Raw genomic sequence first — 22109 nt, forward strand, 5'->3', positions numbered from 1 at the left:
GCGGGTCGAATCGACCGTCGAAGCGGGGTGCAAGCAATCGTATCGCGGGCGAGTGAACACCAGCCCGAACAATTCCAACTGGAGACATGTATGAGCAAGAGGAAGTTTGGGGCGATCGCGACACGCGCGCTATGCGCGGGTGCCATGTGCGCAATCGCATTGCCGGCTCATGCGCAGGAAGTGATGAAGATTGGCGTGATTGCTTCGCTGTCCGGCGGCGGTACTGCCTGGGGTCTCGGGCTCGAGCGCGGCGTACAGATTGCGGCCGACCAGATCAACGAACAGGGTGGACTGAAGCTCGCGGGCAAGACCTACAAGCTGGAGGTCATTCCCTACGACGACCAATACAACGCGGCACAGGCGAAGACGGCCGCCGACCGGCTCGTCAATCGCGACGAAGTGAAGGTGATCTTTGGCCCGGTTGGCTCACCGGGCGCGATGGGCTCGCTGCCGGTCACGCAGCCGGCAAAGGTAATTCAGTTCGTCGACGGTTATACACCCGCGATCCTGAAGAACGAGTGGCAGGGCGCGTACGTATTTCGTATCAACAACAGCACGCTCGAATTCTCCGAGCCGATCGTCGACTGGTTGAAGAAGACTTATCCGAATGCGAAAAAGGTCGGCATGATCGCACCGAACGACGCGACGGGGCAGGCGGGCGTGCCGATCCTCGCGACGGCCTACAAGAACAAAGGGTTCGATGTATGGACCGAGCACTACGAGCGGGGAACGAAGGAGTTCACGCCGCTGGTGCTGCGCATGATGGCGCAAAACGTCGATGTCTTTGATCTCAACGCGAACGCGCCGGGCGAAGCCGGGCTCCTCGTCAAGCAGGCGCGTCAGGTTGGCTACAAAGGGCTGATCGTGCAGTCGGGCGGGGCGGGTATTGACGAGCTGATCGCGATTGCCGGACCGCTTGCCAACAACATGCTGAAGTACGACGTCATCGACGAATCGTTGCCGCGTGTCCAGCCGTTCGTGGCGCTTTATCACAAGAAGTACACCGGTGTGATGAACGGTCTGGCGCCGGTCTACTACAACGCCGCGAACATCTATTTCGAAGCCATGCGGCGCGCTGATTCCACCGATACCACGAGGATTCGCGACCAGATCGAAAAGCTGGGCGGGAATTATGATGCACCGATCTTCGGCAAGGTCGTGTGGACCGGACAGAAGAACTACGGCGTGAACCATCAGCTTCTGCATACGTTCGTGATCAAGGAAGTGCAAAACGGCAAGGCAACGGTGAAAGCGGTTATCACGCCGTAACCGTAACCGTAAGCGGCGAAAGGCGATTCAGGAGCGTTCATGTTTTCTTTTTCTGTTTTAGCGCAAGTGTTTGTGGACGGCATTGGCCTGAGCGCGATCTATATCCTGATCGCGCTTGGCTTCACCTTGCTGTTCGGCATCATGCGCGTCGTAAATTTTGCGCATGGAGCATTTGCGATGCTGGGCGGCTACGCGCTCTATTACCTTTACGGCAATGCCGGACTGCCGTACCTCGTTGCGGCGCCGCTCGCCGCGCTCATTGTCGCCACGGGGGCGCTCGTGCTCGAGCGGCTCGTGTATCGGTTCTTCTATCAGAAGATGTTCCAGAGCATGATCGGGCTGCTCGGGCTCGACATGGCGATCATGTATCTCGCGGTCATTGCATGGAATGCCGAGGAACGTTCGGTGCCGCCGAGCACGGATGCGCTGATGCAATTGGGCACCCTCGTGTTTCCCGAGCAGAAGCTGATCATTGCCGGGATCGCGGCCGTGGCGCTGCTGGCCTTCTACCTCTTCACGCACTATTCCCGCTATGGGCTGGCGATGCGCGCGGCATCGCAGGATGTGGACATCGCCGAGGCGCAAGGTGTCAACAGCACGACCATTTACCGGCTTGCGTTCTTCATTGCCATCTTCATGGCGGCACTCGCCGGCGGCTTCTATGCGCAGACCTACGCGCTCTCGCCGTTCGCGGGTGAGCCACAATTGATGATCGCCTTCGTGGTCGTGATCCTGGGCGGCATGGGCAGCATTCCGGGCGTGGCGCTGGGCGGCTTGCTGCTCGGTTTTGCCAATAGCTTCCTCGGAACGTTCTATGGCAGCGCGACCTCGATCTTCGTGTCGTTTGGGGCGGTGATCCTGTTGTTGATCGTGCGGCCCTGGGGGCTGTTAGGAACGAGGGAAGCATGAGCGAACAATCGACTATCGACTCCGGCGTGTTGCATCAAAGCATCAGGCCGCGCAGGCTCGCCGAACAGCCGGTGCGCCGCTGGCTCACGCATCCGGCTGTGCTTGCAATCATTGTGCTGGCGCTGATCGCGTTACCGCTGGTGGCACCGAACAAGTTCATCCTGTCCGTCGCGGTGACGACCTTTATCACCGCGATCGCCGCAGCGTCACTGCACCTGATCGTGCGAACCGGTCATGTCTCGCTCGGGCATGCGGCGTTCATGGGGATTGGCGCTTACGTTTCTGCGATTGCGACCATGCAGTTGAACCTCGCGTTTCCGCTTGCGTTGACGCTCGGCTTTCTCGCGCCGGCCGCGCTTGCATTGCTGATCGGCCCGGTCGTGCTGCGCCTGACCGGCAAGTACTTCGTGCTGGTGACGTTCCTGCTCGGTGAAATTGTCCGGACGGTGTTCGTCAACTGGTCGAGCGTGACGGGTGGTTCGACGGGCATATCAGGCGTGCCCGCGCCGAGCCCGCTGTTTGCGCAGCCGGTGCCGTTCTATTACCTCGCGCTCGCGTTCGTGGTGCTGATCCTGGCCTTCATCGGACGGCTGCTGAGTTCGGAGATTGGCCGCACGATCGAGTCGATCCGCGAAAGCGAGCCGCTTGCGCGTTGTTCGGGCGTGCCGGTCCTGCGCACGAAGGTGGCAATCTTTGTGCTGGGCTGCGGACTGGCCGGCGTCGCCGGTGCGCTGCAAGGGCACTTCGTTCACTACATCGATCCGACATCGTTCTCGGTCGACCAGTCGCTCAATCTTGTGGTCATCAATGTGGTCGGCGGCATGTACACGCTGATCGGGCCGATTGTCGGCACGCTTTTCATCGTACTGTTGCCTGAGTTCCTGCGCGGTTATGTGGAGCTTCAACACGTGTTCTTCGGCATCGTGCTGATTATCGTCATGGCGTTTTTCTCCGGCGGTATCGCCGATATCGGCACGTTGTTCGGGCGGCTCTCGCAAGAGCGCGACGCGAGGAGGGCAACGAAATGACGCATCTGCTCGATATCGAGAAACTTACCCGGCATTTCGGCGGCCTGGCCGCCGTGTCCGACCTGACCTTTCACGTCGACGAAAACGAAATCCTCGGCATCATCGGACCCAACGGCGCGGGCAAGACGACGGCCATCAACCTGGTAAGCGGCGTGATCCGGCCGAGCAGCGGGCACGTACGCGTCGCGGGCGAGGACGTGACCGGACTCATGCCCCACGTGCTGGCCCGCAAGGGGCTCGTGCGCACCTTCCAGTCGACGACGGTATACGGCGAGCGCACGGTCCGCGAGAATGCCATGCGCGGCGCGTATCTCGGCATGTATCCGGGCGCCGTTGCGGCCTTCCTGAACACCGCGCGTGCGCGTCGGCTACGGGAGGAATCCGTGCGTCGCGTGAACGAACTGCTGGAATGGCTCAATCTCGCCGATGTCGCGCACCTCAAGGCGGGCAGTCTTCCGTATGGACATCAGAAAACGCTCGGCATGGTCATCTCGCTCGCAGCGCAACCGCGCATCATCATGCTCGACGAGCCAGTCGCCGGCCTGAGTGCCGAAGAAGCCGATCACGTTCGCGACACCATTCTGAAAATTCGCGAGCGCGGCATCACGGTAGTTGTCATCGATCACAACATGCGTTTCATGAAGGGTCTATGCGACCGCGTCATGGTGATGAACCAGGGACACGAGCTGACAACAGGCTTGCCGCTTGAGGTGCTCGCGAATCCGCTGGTCATCGAAGCTTATCTTGGGAGGGGCCATGCCGCAGCTCACCGTATCTGACCTGAACGTGCGTTATGGCCGCGTGATCGGCACGCAGGACGTCTCGTTTGCCGTGGACGAAGGCGAGATCTTTGCGCTCGTCGGCAGCAACGGCGCGGGCAAGAGCAGCGCGATCAAGGCCATCCTTGGCATGGCGCATTACAGCAGCGGCCAGATCATGTTCGAAGGCCAGAACCTGGCTGGACTGAAGACGAGTGAGATTGTCCGTCGCGGTATTGCGCTGTCGCCGGAGGGGCGGCGCGTGTTCCCGCAATTGACAGTCGAAGAGAACCTGCGCATGGGCGCGTTCACGCGTTCGCGCGATGAAGCACAGGAGCGCATGCAACAGATCTACCGCTATTTTCCGCGCTTGAAGGAACGCATGAAGCAGCACGCGAGCAGCCTGAGCGGCGGTGAACAGCAGATGCTCGCGATCGGCCGGGCGCTGATGTCGCGGCCAAAACTGTTCTTGCTCGACGAGCCGTCGCTCGGGCTTGCGCCGATCATCGTCGAACGCATCGGCGACGTGCTCGACGAGATTCGCCGCGAAGAGAAGCTCACGGTGATCCTCGCCGAGCAGAACGCGCACTGGGCGATGCACCTTGCGTCGAGAGCGACGATCTTCGAGCTGGGCCGCTCGGTGAATACCGGACAAACCGAGGCATTGCTGCAGGACCCTGCCGTGCGCAACGCCTATCTCGGCGTGTGACGCGGGGACGCGGTGCAGCACATCAAACCCCTCTTTCGCACACGATGCGACGGGCCGCAACGGCCTCCAAGGAAACCATGAAGAAGATACTGAATCAACCTGACGATTATGTCGACGAGACGCTCGACGGAATGTGTGCAGCGCATCCCGATGTGTATCGGCGCACGGGTGAAAGCGGGCGCGTCATCGCGCGCGCCGAGCCTGGATTTGAAGGCAAGGTCGGCGTGGTATCCGGTGGCGGCTCGGGACATCTGCCTTTGTTCACCGGCTACGTGAGCCCCGGCTTGCTCGATGCATGCGCGGTCGGCAACGTCTTCGCCGGACCGGCTATCGGCGATTGCGTCGACGCAATGCGGGCAGCCGATCAAGGCGCGGGGGTGCTGCGGCTGTACGGAAACTATGGCGGCGACCGGATGAACTTCGACATGGCGGGTGAGCTGACCGAGCTCGACGGCATGCGAAGCGCGACCGTCCTTGTCGCCGACGATGTCGCCAGCGCGAGCCACGAAGAGCGCGCGAAGCGGCGCGGCGTGGCGGGTGTGGTCTATGCCTACAAGATCACGGGTGCGAAAGCGGAACAGCGGGGGGCGTCGCTGGAGGAAGTCACGCGGGTGGCCCGTAAAGCGGTCGATGCCTGCGCTTCGATTGGCGTGGCGCTCACGTCGTGCATCGTGCCTGAAGCCGGCATGCCGAGCTTCACGATCGGCGACCACGAGATCGAGATGGGCATGGGCATTCACGGCGAACCGGGCATCTGGCGTGGCGAGCTTAAGTCCGCCGATGCGCTTGCCGCCGAGATGCTCCAGCGCGTGTTGAACGACCTCGGCATTGGCGCAGGCGAGCGCGTTTCGGTGATGGTCAACTCGCTGGGCGCAACGCCTTATGAAGAACTTTATATTCTCTATCGCGCGGTCTCCCGGGAACTGGCGGCCAAGGGCGTGAGCATTGTTGCGCCGCTGGTTGGCCGCTATGCGACATCGATGGAAATGACGGGCGCATCGCTCACCTTGCAACGGCTCGACGGCGAACTCGAGGCACTGTTGCGCGCGCCGGCGAATTGTCCATTCTGGAGGTCCTGAGCATGCCGGTTACCGTAGGTGCAACCGATCAGGCGCTGCATCGTTGGGCCGACGCAATGGACCGCGCGGCGCCGGAATTGAACCGGCTCGACGGTCAGCTTGGCGACGGCGATCTGGGCGTAACGCTCGTCAAGTCCGCGACGGCTGTGCGAACAGCACTCGATGCCGGGCCGTACGCCGACCTCGGACAGCTCTTCAAGGCGTGCGCGATGGGCTGCGCGCGTGCCTCGGGTTCGAGCTTCGGCACACTGTTGACCTTGACGTTCATGACGCTCGCGAAGCGGCTCGAAGGCCGTGCGACGCTGGAGTGGAATGCGTTGCCCGCCGAACTGCAGGCGTCGCTCGACGCAATGTCGAAGCGTGGCGGCGCGAAGCTCGGCGACAAGACCGTGCTCGACACGCTGGCAGCCGCGACGAATGCAATCGAAGGATTGTTGGACCCGCAGGCGCAGCATGCAGCAGCGAGCGCGGCGGTGGATGCGGCCATCGGGCATTTCCGCACGCAGCCAAACCGGATTGGCCGCGCGCGGATGTTCGCGGAGAAATCCATCGGTCTGGATGATCCGGGGATGATCGCGTTTCGCCATATGCTGGCGAGTCTCGCGGGCGCATAGCCGCACACGACGGAGAGACGCAACCCCGCGTTGCATGCAAGCGGGGCGTGCGCTTCAGTCAATCAGAAGTCACGGGCGCTGCGCGCCGCACTGGCCGACATACACCGCCATCAGCGACGAAGCTGTAGTCACGAACAGACGGTTTCGCTTCGGACCGCCGAAGGTCAGGTTGGTGGCAACCTCAGGCAGGTGGATCTTGCCAAGCAACTCGCCATCGGCGGCATAACAATGTACGCCGTTGCCGGCTGTGGTCCAGATGTTGCCTTCCGTGTCGACGCGAAAACCGTCGGCCACGCCCGGCGAGATAGTCGCGAACACTCGTTGATTGTCGAGCCGGTGGCCATCGATCACGTCGTAAGCAACAATATGGTGCGGCCCTGACGGATCGTGGGAAATCCCTGAATCCGCGATATGTAAAATGGTCTCGTCGGGCGAAAACGCGAGGCCGTTCGGTTTGACAAATGCGCCAGTTGCAACCGACATTTCGCCGTTGCGCGGATCGAGCCGATACACATTGTTCGCCCCGATCTCGCTTTTCGCCTTGTTGCCCGTGTAGTCGCTGAGGATGCCGTAGTCCGGGTCGCTGAACCAGATCGTGTCGTCGGACTTCACGACAATATCGTTCGGTGAATTGAGCCGCTTTCCTTCGAATCTGTCGGCAAGAACGGTGATCGTGCCATCGGGTTCGGTGCGGGTCACCCGGCGTCCGCCGCTCTCGCATGTAACCAGTCGTCCCTGACGATCACGGGTATTGCCATTTGCATGACTGCACGGGCTGCGATAAACCGTCGCCGGCGCGCCTTCCACCCAGCGCATGATGCGATCGTTCGGAATGTCGCTCCACAGCAGGTAATCGCCATCGGCGAAATAGACAGGACCTTCAGGCCAGCGCATGCCTGTATGCAGCACTTCAATGCGTGCGTTCGCAACGAGGCTCGAGCGAAAACGCGCGTAGTTGATGATTTCGAATTCCGGGCTCACAGGGTCTCCATTGAAAATGAATGCGGGCGATGGCTTGAGCCTGAATGCCCGCGGGCTCGCAATCATTCGCTTGCAGTTTTCGACTCCCACGTGGCGACGGGAATCGTCGGCATGTTGAAAATTTCGTTGGTGCGCACGTAGTGGTGGCCATGCATGCGTCCGACAAGCTGTAGCTGCGGCGTATCGATCAGACATCGCCCGGCGTCGAGCACGGCGTGATCGCTGATGTGCATGGCGAGGACCTCGCCAATGACCAGTGAGCGGCGCGTACCCAGCGGGACGATCTGCATCAGCGTGCATTCGAACGAGACGCTGCTTTGCGCAATGCGCGGCGTGCGAATCAGCGTGGAAGCCGCCGGCGTCAGACCGGCCGCGACGAATTCATCGACCTCGGGGCCGAATTCGATCGCTGTGATGTTCATACGCTCGACCGTATCGCTGGTCACGAGATTGACGACGAACTCGTTTTGCAAGCGCACGTTCTCGCCGGTGTCTTTGCGGTCGGTATCGGAGCGATGGTTGATGGCAAAGCCGAGCGTCGCCGGATCTTCGGCGAAGACATTGAAGAACGAAAACGGCGCGGCATTGGGCTGACCGTTTGCGTCCATCGTCGACACCCAGGCGATGGGGCGCGGCGTGACCGTCGACGACAGCAGCTTGTAGCGCTCATGCGGGGTGTGCTTTGCGAAATCGAAGTACATGACGATCCTCTTGATCAATGAACGGTGGGCAGCGCCCGCTACGTCTCGGCCTGAGGCCCGTGGCGGCGGCACTTGGCGCTTCAGATCACGCCTTCTTCGCGCAACCCCTCTATCTGTGCTTTCGAGAAGCCCAGCCAATGTTCGAGGATGTGTTCGTTGTCTTCGCCATAGCAAGGCGCACCGCGGTCGATCACACCGCCGCTATAGGCGGGCGTCGCGCTCATCTTCACGGGGAACTCGGCGACCGGCCAGCGGCCGATGCGCGTGCCGGTGACTTCGGTCAGCCATTCGAGCGACACCAGTTGCGGGTCGCTGTCGCACCGGTCGCCTGCCGTCTGGCACACGCCTGCGGGCACGCCAGCGCGCTGCAAGCGTTCCATGCCCGCGTAGGCGTCCTGCGTCGATGACCACGCGGTGACGAGTGCATCGAGCGCATCTTGGTTCGCGAGCCGCGATTCAAGTGTCGCGAAGCGCGGATCCGACCTCAGGGCGGAGAGCCCCGTGACTTCGGCGAAAGCGCGCCATTGTGTATCGTCGAAGCACGCGATGCTCAGCCATCGGTCGTCGCCCGCGCACCGATATGCGCCGTGCGGCGCGGCGGCCTTATAAGGCGAGCGGTTGCCGTAACGCGACCACGCGCGGCCGTTCGCGGACCAGTCCAGCACGGCCGTTGCCGTCTGGAAAATACCGGACTCGCATTGCGATGAATCGATCCACTGTCCTTCGCCGGTCTGCTCGCGGTGATAAAGAGCACCGAGCGCGGCGAGCGCGAACCCATATGCGCCGATCCAGTCGAGATACGAATAGCCCCAGCCGGCCGGTGGCGCCGGATCGGGCAGGCCGGACATTTCCGTGCTGCCGACAAACGACGCCGCTACCGGCCCGACCGTGCGAAATCGTCCGTACTTGCCGATCGCGCCCATGCCCGCTTGCTGCACATAGATGATGTCCGGACGGATCGACTTGAGTACGTCGTAGCCCAAGCCTAGCCGCTGCAACACGCCCGGAGAAAACCCTTCGGCGACGATATCCGACATGCGGATCAGGTCCTTGGCGATTGCAAGTCCCTTGGGGTGACGAATGTTCAGAGACATCCCGCGTTTGCCGGCGTTCTTGTTGTTGAACTGGCCGCCCATGTCGGCATCGGTGACGGCTTGCAGGGGTGCGGTTGCATTGATGCGCGCTTCACGGCCCCCGACGGGCGCCATTGCGCCGAGCCGCGTATCGGGATTCTCTTTCCACTCGACTTTGATGCTTTCCGCGCCGAGCGAATTCAGGAACCGTGTGCCGCCCGCCGACGCCAGGAACCATGAAAAATCGAAGATTCGAATGCCTTGCAGCGGGAATGGTTTGCTGTGCTTCGAGAGCACCGGAGTGCGGGGTTCGGCGGGTATGCGGCCCGTGGTTGCCGGGTCTTTCAAGGGACGGGTAAGACTTGCGTCGCCGTTGTGTTCTCCGAGCAACGGCGCACGGGGACCCGGTCGCCAAGCGGTCGCGGTGCTCAGCCATTTGCTCGTCGGGTATTGAAATGTGCGGCCCAGTTCAGGATGTTCAATGTCCGAAAACGTGGAGCGCATAAGCCAGTGTTCGTCCTGCGCATTCTCGTGTGGCTTGCGTACCGGTGCCCACAACAGCCCGGCGTCTTGCGCTTCGCGCCAGGGCAGATGCGCATAATCGTAGGACGCAACAAAACGCTGGATCACCTCCAGCATGTGCTCGGCTTCCTTGTCGAGCCGCGCCGACCCGGGGGTGTCACGCGCGGAAAGATCGCTATCGGACGCGGGTGGGCGCAGGTCTTCCGCTTTGTCATAGTGCTGGAGGAACGGCACGAGCCGCGCCTTGTCGCGCGCCGAAACACCCCACGTCATGTTCCATCGGTTATCAGCCGTGGGGCTGATGTTGAGCATGCTGTTCGTGGCTTCCGCTGCGTGGCGCGCGGTCTGGCGCATCAGCGGCGCGCGGCGCATCACCCACGACATCAGATCCAGTTCCGTGTTGATCGCCACGGCCTGATGCACGGCGCAAGAGAGGTCCTGTCCTTCGCCCGTTTGCTTGCGATGCAGCAGCGCCGCAACGATCGCCACCGCCGTCTGATCGCCGGCGATGTGATACGCGTGCCACACCTGCGGTGCAATGGGCGGCCTGGCATAGCTGCCGTCCGGTTCGGGATCGTATCCGCAATTCATCATGACGCCGCCCAGCGCGAGATGGATCAGGTCGGACGCCCGGTAGTCCTTCCATGGGCCGCTGTCGCCGAACGGGGTAATGCGCGCGACGATCAGATGCGGATATCGTTCTGTCAGCGGCTGGTCGAGTTGCAACTCGCGCGCGAGGCGGCCGCAGCTGCTGTCGAGCAGGATGTCGGCATGACCAAGGAGGTCGAGAAACTGCTCACGTCCGTCAGCGGTTGCGGTATCGACGACAACCGACTTCTTCCCGCGGTTATAGGCCCAGTAAAACAACGAGCGTTCCGGACCGGGCTCGTCTTCGAAGAACGGTCCGATCTTGCGCGTCGGGCTGCCTTTCGGCGGTTCGACCTTGATGACTTCGGCGCCCAGGCCGGCTAACACGAGTCCGCAGTATTCGCCCAGTTCGTCGGCGACTTCGATCACGCGCAACCCGGCCAGCATGCCAGGCAGGGTCTTCTGATCGGGCATCAGCGAGTTCGGAGAAGCGGAGGTGCTGGAAGTGGGATGCGACATGATTTCCTTGTATTGACCGGGACAGCCGCGGCTCGCCGCGCCTCGCCAGGAGCGGGCTCCTGGGCGGCACGAGCATGAGCGGGACACCCCGCCCGCCGCGATGGTGGCGCCGTCTCTGCCTAGCGCGAGTTCTGGATGTAGACGACGTGAGTCTGCGTGTACTCGTAGAGCCCGTGCTTGCCGTCCGCGCCGCCAATGCCGGAACGGCGCACGCCGGCGTGAAAGCCTTGCATCGCTTCGAAGTTCTCTCGGTTGACGTAGGTTTCGCCGAAGCGAAGTTCGTTGCAGGCGCGCATTGTGTTGCCGAGGTTACGTGTATAGATCGATGACGTTAATCCGTAATCTGAATCGTTAGCCATGTCGATGGCCTGATCGAGCGTATCGAAGACGGTCACCGGCGCGACCGGACCGAAGATCTCGCGACGCATGATCTCCATGTCCTGGCGACAGTCCAGCAATACCGTGGGCTCGAAATACTGGCCGCCTTCGCGTTCCACCCGTTTGCCGCCGGCCGCGAGCCGAGCGCCATCGGCGAGCGCACGTTCGACCAGTCCGTGCACCTTTTCTGCGGCAGCGACGTTGATGAGCGGTCCCATGTTGACATCCGCGGCGCCAAGCGGGTTGCCGAAGGTGGTCGCACGCATCGCGCGCACGAGTTTCTCGCTGAAGGTATCCGCCACTTTGCGATGCACGTAGATGCGCTCCGCGCAATTGCAGACCTGGCCGCTGTTGATGACGCGTGAATCCCTGATGGCGTTGACCGCCAGATCCAGATCGGCGTCGTCCATCACAATCGCTGGCGCCTTGCCGCCCAGTTCCAGATTGACCTTGGTGATGTTCTTCGCCGCGGCGGCCATGATGCGCGAGCCGGTTTCCACGCTGCCGGTGAAACTGATCATGCCAATGTCGCGATGGCCTGCCAACGCGCTGCCGGCTTGCGCACCGTTGCCATAGACAAGATTGAAGACGCCTTTGGGCAGGTCGGTTTGCGCAAGCAGTTCGGTAAATAGCGCAGCGTTATTCGGTGTCTCTTCGCTCGGCTTGATCACGATGGTGTTGCCGGTGACAAGCGCCGGCGCCATCTTGCGGGCGATCAGGAAGAACGGAAAGTTCCACGGCAGGATCCCGCCGATCACGCCAATGGGCTGACGGAACAGGAAGATGTTTTCGTCGGCGCGATCGCTGGTAATGACTTCACCTTCCAGGCGGCGTGCCCACTCCGCCATGTAGTCGAGGTAGTCCGCCGTGAAGGTGGCCTCGGTGCGGGCGAGTGAAAGGATCTTCCCTTGCTCCTCCGAAATCACGCGTGCAATTGCCTCGGCATTGTCACGAATCTTCCCGGCGATGCGCCGCAAATGCCCGGCCCGCTCGATTGCCGGAAGGCGCGCCCAACCGCCCTGGGCGCGCTTCGCGGCTTCTATGGCCTGCTCGACAACCGTAGCCGGCGAGTTCGGTATCTCCGAAATGACGGCGCCGGTGGCGGGGTTGAGAACCGCGATGCGTTCGCTGTTGTCCGGTTCGATGAATCGGCCATCAATGTAGTTACGGTGCATGTGTCTCTCCATGTTGCGTGAACTGACCGCGCGCGCCTGGCTGGCATCCGACGGATCAGCATGGGACAGCTTTTGGCTATTTATATTGAATATAGTTTATATAATGCATTGTATTCGCCCACGTCGTCAACGCTTGATGCCCTTCGATCCGCCTCTTGTGCGCAGGCAAAATATAAATTATATTCTTCCCATCGAGAACAAATAGCAACGAGGAGGGGTGATGGAAAGGCCGTTCGACGATGTACGGATTCTCGACATGACGTACGACCTGGGCCGCTATGTCGGGCGTCTGTTCGCAGACCTGGGAGCGTCAGTGACGCGCCTGGAGCCGCCGGGCGGGTTACCTGACCGGCGGCAAGCCAGCAGCAGCGACCCGGCTGCGCGCGAGCCGGCGGTCTACGAGTTCGAGTTCCTGAATGCGGGAAAGGCATGCCGCACGCTTGACTTGAAATCGGGTGACGGACGTGCGGCGTTCGCCGCGCTCGCGACGTCCGCGCAAGTGATCTTGCTGGAGCGGGGCGGCCCGCTATACGACGAGCTTGACTGGGTGAGGTCGCTCTCGCCCTCTCTGGTCGTGACCTCGGTGTCGCCGTTCGGGCGCACCGGCCCGTGGGCGGATGCGGCGGCGACCGATCTGACGCTGCAGGCGGCGGGCGGTATCGCGTGGCTGTCGGGGCGGCTCGACGACGCGCCGCTGCGCCTGCCCGGTTCCCAGGCGACCATGATCGCCGGTGTCTATGCCGCGGTGGCGACATCACTCGCGCTGTATGACACCAGGGCGACGGGGCGCGGCCATGTCGTCGACGTGTCAGCGCAGGAATGCATCGCGCACTCGCTGCAGAATTCGATCCAGATGTGGGACTTCGAGAAGAAGGTGTCGATGCGTGGCGGAGAGGGTACGCGCGACGCGAGCGAGGACATGTTCGCGTGCAAGGACGGCCTGATCTTTCTCGCCGCGCCGCGATCGCTGGGCGTGTCGTGGAATGCGTTGATCAACTGGATCCGCGAGACCGGACATCCTGCCGGCGTGGCATTGTCCGAAGCGCGCTGGGGCGACCGGGTGTGGCGTCTGACCAGGGAGGCAAAGCACACCTTGCGCGAGACGATGGAGTCTTTCACGCGGCAGTACACGAAGCAGGAACTGACGCACGAGGCGCTCAAACGCAAGATCGTGCTGGGGCCGGTCAGTACCGTTCTCGACGTGCTGGAGGACCCGCAACTGCTGCACCGGCAATTTTTCGAGTCGGTCGCGTTGAAGCATTTGAACGCCACCGCGTCGAACCCGACCGTGCGCTTTCCCGGCGCCCCTTATCGACTGTCCGAGCCGGTATGGTCGGTCAGTCCGGCGGCGCCTCTCGACCAGACTTCCGCTCGATCCTAGGAATTTTTCATGCGACCCAATTTTCTCAAGGGCATCCGTTTCACAGACCTGACGTGGGCAGGCGCGGGTCCTTTCGGCACGAAGGTATTCGCGGATTTCGGCGCCGAGGTGCTGAAAATAGAAAGCATGACGCGGCCCGACTCGGTGCGCACTGCCGGGCCTTTCAAGGACGGCGTGGTCGGCACCAACCGCAGCGGTTACTTCGCGTCGCGCAATACAGGCAAGCACAGCGTCTCGCTGAATCTCAAGACCGAAGAGGCGCGGCGCATCGTGCGTGATCTGGTGAAGCACTCCGACGTCGTCTGCAATAACTTCGGACCGGGTGCGATGGATCGCCTCGGCTTCAGCTACGAAGCGCTGTGCGAGATCAAGCCCGACATCATCTACCTGTCGATGCCGATGTACGGCCAGGACGGACCGCGAGCGGACCTGCTGGGCGTTGGCATGACGATCAGCGCGGTGACGAGCATCATGTGGCAGACCGCTTATGGCCCGGATGACCCGGTCGGCCCGGGCACGCACTATCCCGACCATGCTGCGAACCCATACCACGCTGCGTTTGCCGTGCTTGCGGCGCTCGCACACCGGCAGAAGACGGGGCGCGGCATGAAGATAGATCTGTCACAGGTCGAATCCACCACGAACTTTGTCGGACCCTCGATGGTGGAGGCGGCGGCGACCGGCATCGAGCCGCCGCAGATCGGCAATCGCAGCCGCAATGACGCGCCTCACAACATCTTCCGGGCGCGCGGCGACGACACATGGATCGCGATTGCGGTCACGGACGATACCCAATGGCGTGCGCTCACGGAAGCGATCGGCCGCCCGGATCTCGCAGCCGATGCAACCCTGTCCCACGCCGCCGGCCGGCTTGCCGCACTGGCGCGTGTGGAAGACGCTGTAGCGGGCTGGACGCGGGAACTGGACGCAGCGGACATCATCGCCGCGTTGCGCCCTCACGGTATGGCGGTGGCGCGGGTGTCGTCGTCGCGCGATCTGATCGAAAACGATCCGCAACTGGCGCATCGGCAGTATTGGCAGCACGTCGATCACCCCGAGGTCGGTCCGGTCCTGCTGAGTTCGTTGCCGTTCACCATCGACGGGGAGCGCGTTCAGCTTGACCGGCCACCGCTCTTTGGCGAGCACACGAACGCAGTGCTGGGAGGCTTGCTTGGCCTCTCCAGCGAGCGCATCGACGCGCTGAATGAACTCGGAGCGTTGTCATGAGCGAGAAGGATTTCAAACGGCCCAGCTCGAATTTGCGCCGGGCGGCGGCGGTCGTCGGCGTGGGCCATACCGATTGGGTCGGCGACTGGAAGCGCGTTCGCGCCGGCGAAAAGCCTACCGACAGCTACGGCTACGGTGCACTTGCATTACGCGAGGCGTTGACCGATGTCGGGCTGACACGCGCCGATATCGACGGCTTGATTGTTGGTCCGACCACGGCCTACGAGCGCATGTCGGAAGTGCTTGGCATCAATCCGCGCTGGGGTGACCAGGCCGACGCAGTCCTTTCGGTGGCGCAGGCCGTCACGGCGATCGAAGCCGGGCTTGCCGAGACCATCGCCCTGGTTTATGGGAATGACCAGCGCTCCGCTGAAATCCAGTATGGCGGACCGCAGGCGATGGGCGGCGATGCGTTCTTGTCCTACGTGTACCACTCGCCGTGGGGCCTGACATCGCAAGGCGCGCTCTATGCGCTGACGTTTCGCGCGTACTGCCATGAGCGCGGCTTCGATCCGCTGGACCTGGGACAGGTTGCCGTTGCGCAGCGCGCGTGGTCGTCGATGAATCCGAACGCGGTAATGCGCAAGCGCATTACGCTCGACGATTATCGCGAAGCGAAATACATCTGTGAGCCATTGCGGCTTTACGACTACTGCATGATCAACGACGGCGGCGTGGCATTGATCGTCACCACTGCCGAGCGGGCGCAAAAGTTGCGCAAGCCGCCGGTGTACATCGAAGCGCTGGGTCGGCGTGACCTGAATCGCGGGGCAACGAGCCTTGAACCGAGACTGACCGATTTCTATCTGTCCGCACAGCAGGATTGCGCGCGTCAGGCGTACGACATGGCCGGCTTCGGGCCGCGCGACATGGACTTGTTCCAGGTGTACGACAGCTTCTCGGTTCACGTACCGCTCGCGCTCGAAGGCTACGGCTATTGCGATGTCGGCGACGCAGGGCGCTTCCTGCGCGAAGACGGTATCGGCCCGGGCGGAAAATTGCCGACCAATACGAGCGGCGGCCATCTGTCCGAAACCTACATGCAAGGCTGGGCGCATCAGATTGAATGCGTGCGCCAGTTGCGCGGCGAATGCGGCGAGCGCCAGGTGCCCGACTGCCGGCACGCGCATTACACGTCAGATGTTGCCGGCAAGGCGGTGTCGATCATTTACAGCCGATAGGGAAACGCGATGAGCCATGCCACTTCTGAAGCGGCGCGTACGCCGCAGCCCGTGCTGGGCCTCTACGACCGGCCCATGTGGGAAAGCATTCGCGAACGGGCGATGAAACTGCAATGCTGCACCGAGTGCGGAGGGTTTCAATATCCGCCCGCGCCGGTGTGCGTGCACTGCTTGTCCTCGCAGCTTGAATGGCGCGTTTTGTCAGGGCGCGGGAGCATCATCTCGTGGGTGGTCTTTCACAAAGGCTATCTTGACGCGTATCCGGCGCCTTATAACGTGATTGCGGTCAGACTGGCGGAAGGCCCCGTGATGATTTCCAATCTGGAACCGCCGCTGCCTGAAGGTAATTTGACAGGTACCTGGATCGGCAAGCCCGTGCGTATGACGTATATAACGATGCCGGACGAACTCGTTCTTCCGCGTTTCACGACCGATGAAGGTGAGCTGAAACAGACCTGATGCCCAGTGATTGCTTCGCAGAAAAGCCCGAAAAAGCGTGCGCCGTCTGCGTAATCGCTATTTCGGGCTTCAGCAGTTATGCGGGCTGGAGGCGCCCAGGCTGCTAGGGTAGAATCCCGCATTGCTTCCGGCAACAGGATAATTTATTTTATATGTATAAAATATGCGGCCAGTTCGGTGTTTGGGAGCGAGGCGCGTTGCCGCTTTTCTCACGACTCCCGTCGAGTATGCCCATGCAATTGCATAGGCGCGCTCGAGGCGAACCAAAGCAGGCACCCCGCGAGGGTCGCCCTTGATGATCAGCGGTCAGCATCGACGGTGCGGTCTCGTGCGATGTCGGGAATCGGACAGTGGCTGGGGCACTGGCCCGCTCGACATGATTACGCCCCGTCACGGCGCCCTGGTCTTGTTGACCTTGCGGGACGTGCACTGGAAACCCTTGGAATGCATATGACTTTTTGGACGAAACTCGACCAGGTTGCCGAACGATTGCGCGAACGTATCATTTCGGGCGAATACAAGCGCGGTGACAAGCTGAAGCAGGCCGATATTGCCGCCGAACTCGGCGTCTCGATCACGCCGGTGCGCGAAGCGCTGAAGGTGCTCGAGATGGAAGGGTTCGTGGTGAGCGTTCCTCATAAAGGGCTTTCGGTTCCCGAGATCGAGCCGCAACGTGCGCGTGAGATTTTCGAGCTGCGCGTGATGCTCGAGCGGAGCCTGACGGAAAAGGCGCTTGCGCGGATCACCAAGGAGGAGATCGCCGAGATTCGGACGCTGCATCGCGAACTGACGGCTCTCGTGAAGGCGCGCGAGGTATACCCGGTGCGCGCGGCCAACGTGCGTTTCCATTTCCGAATTTACGAAATTGCGGATTGTCCGCAAACGCTGCAGTTTGTGCGCGTGCTTTGGGCGAAGTATCCGTTCAATTTCCACGATGACCAGGCGGTACGCTTCAAGCAACTCTTGCAGGAACACGGCGAAATCATTCGCGCGCTCGAGTCGGGTGATAAGAAGACGGCCCTTGCCGCGATGGTCAATCATATTGAAAGCGGTTGGAACCGTGTCTCTGACAACGTGATGTCCGCAAAACATCCGTAGCGCTAAAGCAGTTCGTTATAACGGAACGCTGCAGCAAGGGCGGCCATGCTGCTTCCATCGGCCGGTTCGCTCTTGCAACGTCTGTGCGCGTGGGCAATCCACGCGCGGTTTCTCAAATCCCATCTCCAAGGTTTCATCACCCGCCCGGTGTTGCGCGAGGCGCCCTGACTTTCGTCAAGCGCGCCGCGTCGCGGGTGCTCTTGATCCTTGATTCGTAGTGTATAGCCGATCAAAACGTTCGGAAACGTGGTCGGACCAATTTGTCCGGGTCCTGCGCGTTACTCATGATGGCGGGGAGCAGCGCTTGCATTGCGCAGCGCATATCGAACAGATATATCCCCGCATTGGAGAACACCATGGACACGCTTTCGCAGGTTATCCGGCTGCACGAAGACGACAACGTCGCGATTGCCCGCAATACCTTGCCGGCCGGCACAGTGCTGGAAGATCTGGACGGGCTCGTTGTGCGCACCGAGGTTCCGGCAGCGCACAAGATCGCGTTGCGCAACGTTGAAGCGGGCGAGCTTGTGCGCCGCTACGGACAGACGATCGGACGCGCGTCTGTCCGCATCGAGCGAGGCGAGCACGTCCATATCCATAATGTATCGATGGGCGATTTCGAGCGCGACTACGCGTTCGGCGAAGACATGAAACCCGTCGACCAGGCACGCGAGACGCTCACCTTCCAGGGCATCCGCCGCGCGGATGGCCGGGTGGCGACGCGCAACTATATTGGCGTGGTCAGCACGGTCAATTGCTCGGCTACCGTCAGCAAAATGGTCGCGCAACATTTCTCCGCACCGGGCCGGCTCGACGCTTATCCGAACGTGGACGGGGTCGTCCCTGTCACGCATAGCTTCGGCTGTTGCATCGACCATAACGGCGAAGGCATCCAGCAATTGCGGCGCACGATTGGCGGTTTCGTCAAACACGCGAACTTTGCGGGCGTGCTTGTGATCGGCCTGGGTTGCGAGGCCAATCAGATGGGCGCGATCTTCATGACGGGTGGCATCGCCCCCGGTCCAACGATGGTGCCGCTCGTCATGCAGGAGCAGGGCGGTACGCAAAAGACAGTCGATGCCGCGATCAAGGCGATAGACACCATGCTGCCTCTGGCCAATCAGGTGGTGCGAGAACCCTTGCCGATCTCGCACCTGAACATCGCCCTGCAATGCGGCGGTTCGGATGGCTATTCGGGGATCACGGCCAATCCGGCGCTCGGCGCGGCCGTTGACTTGCTGGTCCAGCACGGTGGCACCGCCATTCTCTCCGAGACGCCGGAGATCTATGGCGCGGAGCATTTGCTGACACGCCGCGCGGTTTCCCTTGAAGTAGGGGAGAAGATCGTCGAGCGCATTCGCTGGTGGGAATCTTATGCGGAGCGCGAGAAGGGCAGCATCGATAACAACCCGACTCCAGGCAACAAGGCGGGGGGCCTGACGACGATCCTCGAGAAGTCGCTGGGCGCGGTCGCCAAAAGCGGTTCGACGCCGCTGATGGGCGTCTACCGGTACGCGGAGCCGATCGATACCCATGGTCTCGTCTTCATGGACGCGCCTGGATACGATCCGATGGGCGCGACCGGACAGATTGCGAGCGGCGCAAACCTCGTTGTGTTCACGACGGGCCGCGGTTCATGCTTTGGTGCCAAACCCGCGCCATCGATCAAGCTCGCAACCAATACGCTCATGTACAACCGCATGCGCGACGACATGGACATCAATTGCGGCGACATCATGGATGGCTCGGTCAGCGTGCGCGAGAAGGGCGAACAAATCTTTCGCTCGATCATCGAGATCGCCTCGGGCGCGCAGAGCAAGAGCGAGGCGTTAGGCGTGGGCAACGAGGAATTCGTTCCGTGGATGATCGGCGCTCAGATGTAAACCTCGATGAAGAGCACGTCGCCGTCTTTGCCATGCCTCTGTGTTGTGGATCCGGGCAAACCCTGAAACGAGGCACTTTCGGTTGTCGCTTAATTTAATATAAATTATATTGCAGAGACCAATATAAACCGGCCGGCTGCGAGACGCACGCGTGCCTTGCAGCTTCGCAGCTTCGCAGATTCGCAGGCCGCGTCACAACGGAGACAAAAGTGACCTGGAAGTCCCGCTATTGGGTGTTCTTGATGTTGTTCGCGCTCGCGACCATCAACTATCTGGACCGTGTCGCTCTATCCATTTCCGCAGGCAGGATATCCGCCGATCTGGCCATCACGAAGGTCCAGCTCGGTTACCTGTTCTCATCGTTTCTGTGGGGCTATACGCTCTTTCTCATTCCAGTCGGCCTGCTGGTGGACCGCTTCGGCTCGCGCTCGGTCGCGGCCGTCAGCATGGCGGTATGGTCGGCTGCTACTGCACTGACGGGGGCGGCGATGTCGGTGGGCGCGGTGATCGCGGCGCGCATCGTCATGGGTGTGGGCGAGTCCAGTTGCTATCCGGCAGCGGGGCGGATCATCCGCGAATGGGTGCCGAACAGCGAGCGGGCAACCGCCACGACGATCTTCAATTCGGGCGCGTATTTCGGTCCTGCGTTGGGCGCCGTGGGGTTGTCGTGGCTCGTCTCGGTAGCAGGCTGGCGCTGGTCCTTCGCGATCTGCGGTCTGGTCGGCTTCATATGGCTCGCGTTCTGGCTCGTGTTTTTCCGCACACCGGAGAAGGCCACATGGTTGCCGGAAGCGGAACGGCGCATCATCGAACGCGATCGGGAAACCGGGCGGCAGGTGCGTGGCAATACGGCGCCGCCGGTCGGACTGGCCGGCCTGATACGCAGCAAGACCATGATCGGCCTGATGATCACGCAAGGCTGCAACTCTTACACCCAGTACCTGTTTCTCACGTGGCTGCCGAACTATCTGCAAACCGAACGCGGCATGACGATGCTCACGAGCGGCACCGTCATGGCATTGCCCTATCTTGGCGCGATCGTCGTGTCGATAGCGCTCGGCGTACTGAGCGACCGGATGCTGACCGAGCAAGCGGTGGAAGCAGGACGCCGCCGCACGCTGATCGGGATCGTGATGATCGGCGGCGCTTCCATCCTGTTTGTACCGTGGATATCGAGCGTGTGGGTCATCATCGGGTTGATCACGCTCGCACTCGGTGGCGTTGCAACCGGTAACGCCCTCAATATCGCGTTGCTGGGCGACCTGCTGCCGTCGAAATCGGACGTCGGGCGCGGTACGGCAATGCTGCTGATCGGCGGTAACGTACTGGGTTTTCTTGCGCCTATCGTCACGGGCTACGTTGTGCAGGCGACCGGGCAATTCGCCGCTGCGTTCGTGGCGGCGGGCGTACTGCTCGTGGTTGGCGCATTGTCGACGTGGTTTCTGACACGTTCGCCTATTGGTCCAGCAAGAATCGCAGTCACAACCGCGAACGCGCCGCGGGCTGCCGGGAGTTGACATGAACGGGCCTCTTTCCCGCACACCGGTTAAGCTCGCAACGGCTCCGCACGTTGGCATCCGGCCCGAGTGGCTCGCGCTGCGTATGGAACCCGCGCTTGAGCCGGCGCTCCCGATCATCGATGCGCATCATCATCTTTGGGAACTGCCTGACAAGACGTATCGGGTGGCTGACCTGCTCGACGATATGAGGGGTGGCCACGATATCCGCGCGACGGTGTTCATCGAGTGCAAGACCCACTACGACACGAACGAACCCGCCGGATTCGAGCCGCTGGGCGAGGTGCGCTTCGCTTGCGATGAAGCGCGCAAGGCGCAGGCCACGGGCGCCCATACAAAAGTGGCGGCGGCGGTCGTTGCAAACGCGGACCTGTTGCTTGGCGACAAGGCACGTCAAGTCCTCGAACGCATGCTCGACGTTTCCGATGCCCGCGTGCGCGGGATCCGCAATATTGCCGTGTGGCATGCCGATCCGACTGTGCGTGCATCGGCGGCTACACCACCGCAAGGGTTACTGTCGGATCGGCGCTTTCGCGATGGTTTCAGGCATCTCGCTCCGCTCGGCCTGAGTTTCGATGCGTGGCTGGTTCATACACAGATCGACGAGTTGTGCGCGCTCGCTGCGGCCTTCCCGGATACGCGCATCGTGCTGAACCACGTTGGCGGACCGCTCGCGCTGGGTCCTTATCGTGGGCATCGCAGCGAGGTCTTCGATGCCTGGCGCGCAAGCGTCACGGCGCTTTCGCGTTATCACAATGTCTGCATGAAGCTCGGCGGTTTCGGTATGCCGCTCTTCGGTTTCGATTTTCAGGAACTTCCGTTGCCGCCCGATTCGCAGACCGTCGCGAGCGCGATCCGGCCTTACGTGGAAACGTGCATCGATACTTTCGGTGCGACGCGCTGCATGTTCGAGAGCAACTTTCCCGTCGACAAAGGTTGCTTCAGTTACAGCCTGTTGTGGAATGCATACAAACGTATCACCGCGGGTGTCCCGGACGCCGAACGGGCGGCGCTCTTCCACGATACTGCGGCCGCGGTTTATCGGATCGGGTCAACGTGA

Annotated in this window: 19 protein-coding genes; 15 read left to right on the plus strand and 4 right to left on the minus strand. The window is 61.8% G+C overall.

Annotated elements, in window-relative coordinates; translation table 11 throughout:
* Nucleotides 1–90 precede the first annotated feature (90 nt).
* The 7 genes from AWB68_RS01625 to AWB68_RS01655 all read left to right on the plus strand — a co-directional run bounded on the left by AWB68_RS01625 (nucleotide 91) and on the right by AWB68_RS01655 (nucleotide 6366).
* Nucleotides 91–1269, plus strand: a complete 1179-nt coding sequence (locus tag AWB68_RS01625) for an ABC transporter substrate-binding protein (RefSeq protein ID WP_087642619.1) — start codon at nucleotides 91–93, stop codon at nucleotides 1267–1269.
* Between the two features lie 39 nt (nucleotides 1270–1308).
* The gene (locus tag AWB68_RS01630) at nucleotides 1309–2178 is read left to right on the plus strand and encodes a branched-chain amino acid ABC transporter permease (protein ID WP_087642620.1); all 870 of its coding nucleotides are present in this window, start codon (nucleotides 1309–1311) and stop codon (nucleotides 2176–2178) included.
* Complete coding sequence (locus tag AWB68_RS01635) at nucleotides 2175–3206, plus strand: branched-chain amino acid ABC transporter permease (RefSeq protein ID WP_087642621.1); 1032 nt, start codon at nucleotides 2175–2177, stop codon at nucleotides 3204–3206. Before AWB68_RS01630 ends, AWB68_RS01635 begins: the two co-directional genes overlap by 4 nt.
* Nucleotides 3203–3985: an ABC transporter ATP-binding protein gene (locus AWB68_RS01640; protein ID WP_087642622.1), complete on the plus strand. Its 783-nt coding sequence runs from the start codon at nucleotides 3203–3205 to the stop codon at nucleotides 3983–3985. The genes AWB68_RS01635 and AWB68_RS01640 overlap by 4 nt, the downstream gene beginning before the upstream one ends.
* Nucleotides 3963–4673 (plus strand): ABC transporter ATP-binding protein, encoded by a 711-nt coding sequence (locus AWB68_RS01645; protein WP_087642623.1) that lies wholly within the window; start codon nucleotides 3963–3965, stop codon nucleotides 4671–4673. The genes AWB68_RS01640 and AWB68_RS01645 overlap by 23 nt, the downstream gene beginning before the upstream one ends.
* 77 nt (nucleotides 4674–4750) lie before the next feature.
* Nucleotides 4751–5752 carry a dihydroxyacetone kinase subunit DhaK gene (locus AWB68_RS01650; protein ID WP_087642624.1) on the plus strand — a complete coding sequence of 334 codons (1002 nt, stop codon included), beginning with the start codon at nucleotides 4751–4753 and terminating at the stop codon, nucleotides 5750–5752.
* A 2-nt stretch (nucleotides 5753–5754) separates the two neighbouring features.
* On the plus strand, nucleotides 5755–6366 hold the full coding sequence (locus AWB68_RS01655; RefSeq protein WP_087642625.1) for a DAK2 domain-containing protein: 612 nt from the start codon (nucleotides 5755–5757) through the stop codon (nucleotides 6364–6366).
* Nucleotides 6367–6435: 69 nt separating this feature from the next.
* On the opposite strand, the gene AWB68_RS01660 is transcribed toward AWB68_RS01655, so the two are convergent.
* The 4 genes from AWB68_RS01660 to aldA form a co-directional block, all read right to left on the minus strand.
* Nucleotides 6436–7347 (minus strand): SMP-30/gluconolactonase/LRE family protein, encoded by a 912-nt coding sequence (locus AWB68_RS01660; protein ID WP_087642626.1) that lies wholly within the window; start codon nucleotides 7345–7347, stop codon nucleotides 6436–6438.
* 62 nt (nucleotides 7348–7409) lie between these two features.
* Nucleotides 7410–8048 (minus strand): flavin reductase family protein, encoded by a 639-nt coding sequence (locus tag AWB68_RS01665; RefSeq protein WP_087642627.1) that lies wholly within the window; start codon nucleotides 8046–8048, stop codon nucleotides 7410–7412.
* An 80-nt stretch (nucleotides 8049–8128) separates the two neighbouring features.
* Nucleotides 8129–10750 (minus strand): CaiB/BaiF CoA-transferase family protein, encoded by a 2622-nt coding sequence (locus tag AWB68_RS01670; protein WP_235028155.1) that lies wholly within the window; start codon nucleotides 10748–10750, stop codon nucleotides 8129–8131.
* Between the two features lie 119 nt (nucleotides 10751–10869).
* Nucleotides 10870–12303, minus strand: coding sequence for an aldehyde dehydrogenase (gene aldA / locus AWB68_RS01675; protein WP_087642628.1), 1434 nt, complete (start codon nucleotides 12301–12303; stop codon nucleotides 10870–10872).
* A 220-nt stretch (nucleotides 12304–12523) separates the two neighbouring features.
* On the opposite strand from aldA, the gene AWB68_RS01680 reads away from it, so the two are divergent.
* From AWB68_RS01680 to AWB68_RS01715, 8 genes are all read left to right on the plus strand, one after another.
* Complete coding sequence (locus AWB68_RS01680) at nucleotides 12524–13684, plus strand: CoA transferase (protein WP_087642629.1); 1161 nt, start codon at nucleotides 12524–12526, stop codon at nucleotides 13682–13684.
* A gap of 9 nt (nucleotides 13685–13693) precedes the next feature.
* The gene (locus AWB68_RS01685; RefSeq protein ID WP_087642630.1) at nucleotides 13694–14911 is read left to right on the plus strand and encodes a CaiB/BaiF CoA transferase family protein; all 1218 of its coding nucleotides are present in this window, start codon (nucleotides 13694–13696) and stop codon (nucleotides 14909–14911) included.
* Nucleotides 14908–16092, plus strand: coding sequence for a thiolase family protein (locus AWB68_RS01690; RefSeq protein WP_087642631.1), 1185 nt, complete (start codon nucleotides 14908–14910; stop codon nucleotides 16090–16092). The genes AWB68_RS01685 and AWB68_RS01690 overlap by 4 nt, the downstream gene beginning before the upstream one ends.
* 9 nt (nucleotides 16093–16101) lie before the next feature.
* Nucleotides 16102–16551: a Zn-ribbon domain-containing OB-fold protein gene (locus AWB68_RS01695; RefSeq protein ID WP_235028156.1), complete on the plus strand. Its 450-nt coding sequence runs from the start codon at nucleotides 16102–16104 to the stop codon at nucleotides 16549–16551.
* A 333-nt stretch (nucleotides 16552–16884) separates the two neighbouring features.
* Nucleotides 16885–17649, plus strand: a complete 765-nt coding sequence (locus AWB68_RS01700; protein WP_235028157.1) for a GntR family transcriptional regulator — start codon at nucleotides 16885–16887, stop codon at nucleotides 17647–17649.
* Nucleotides 17650–18005: 356 nt separating this feature from the next.
* Complete coding sequence (locus AWB68_RS01705; protein WP_087642632.1) at nucleotides 18006–19532, plus strand: D-arabinonate dehydratase; 1527 nt, start codon at nucleotides 18006–18008, stop codon at nucleotides 19530–19532.
* Between the two features lie 209 nt (nucleotides 19533–19741).
* Nucleotides 19742–21049: an MFS transporter gene (locus AWB68_RS01710; RefSeq protein ID WP_235028158.1), complete on the plus strand. Its 1308-nt coding sequence runs from the start codon at nucleotides 19742–19744 to the stop codon at nucleotides 21047–21049.
* Between the two features lies 1 nt (nucleotide 21050).
* A complete protein-coding gene (locus AWB68_RS01715) occupies nucleotides 21051–22109 on the plus strand; it encodes an amidohydrolase family protein (RefSeq protein ID WP_087642633.1) in 1059 nt (352 codons plus the stop codon).

It is taken from the genome of Caballeronia choica (assembly GCF_001544535.1).
GTDB lineage: Bacteria > Pseudomonadota > Gammaproteobacteria > Burkholderiales > Burkholderiaceae > Caballeronia > Caballeronia choica.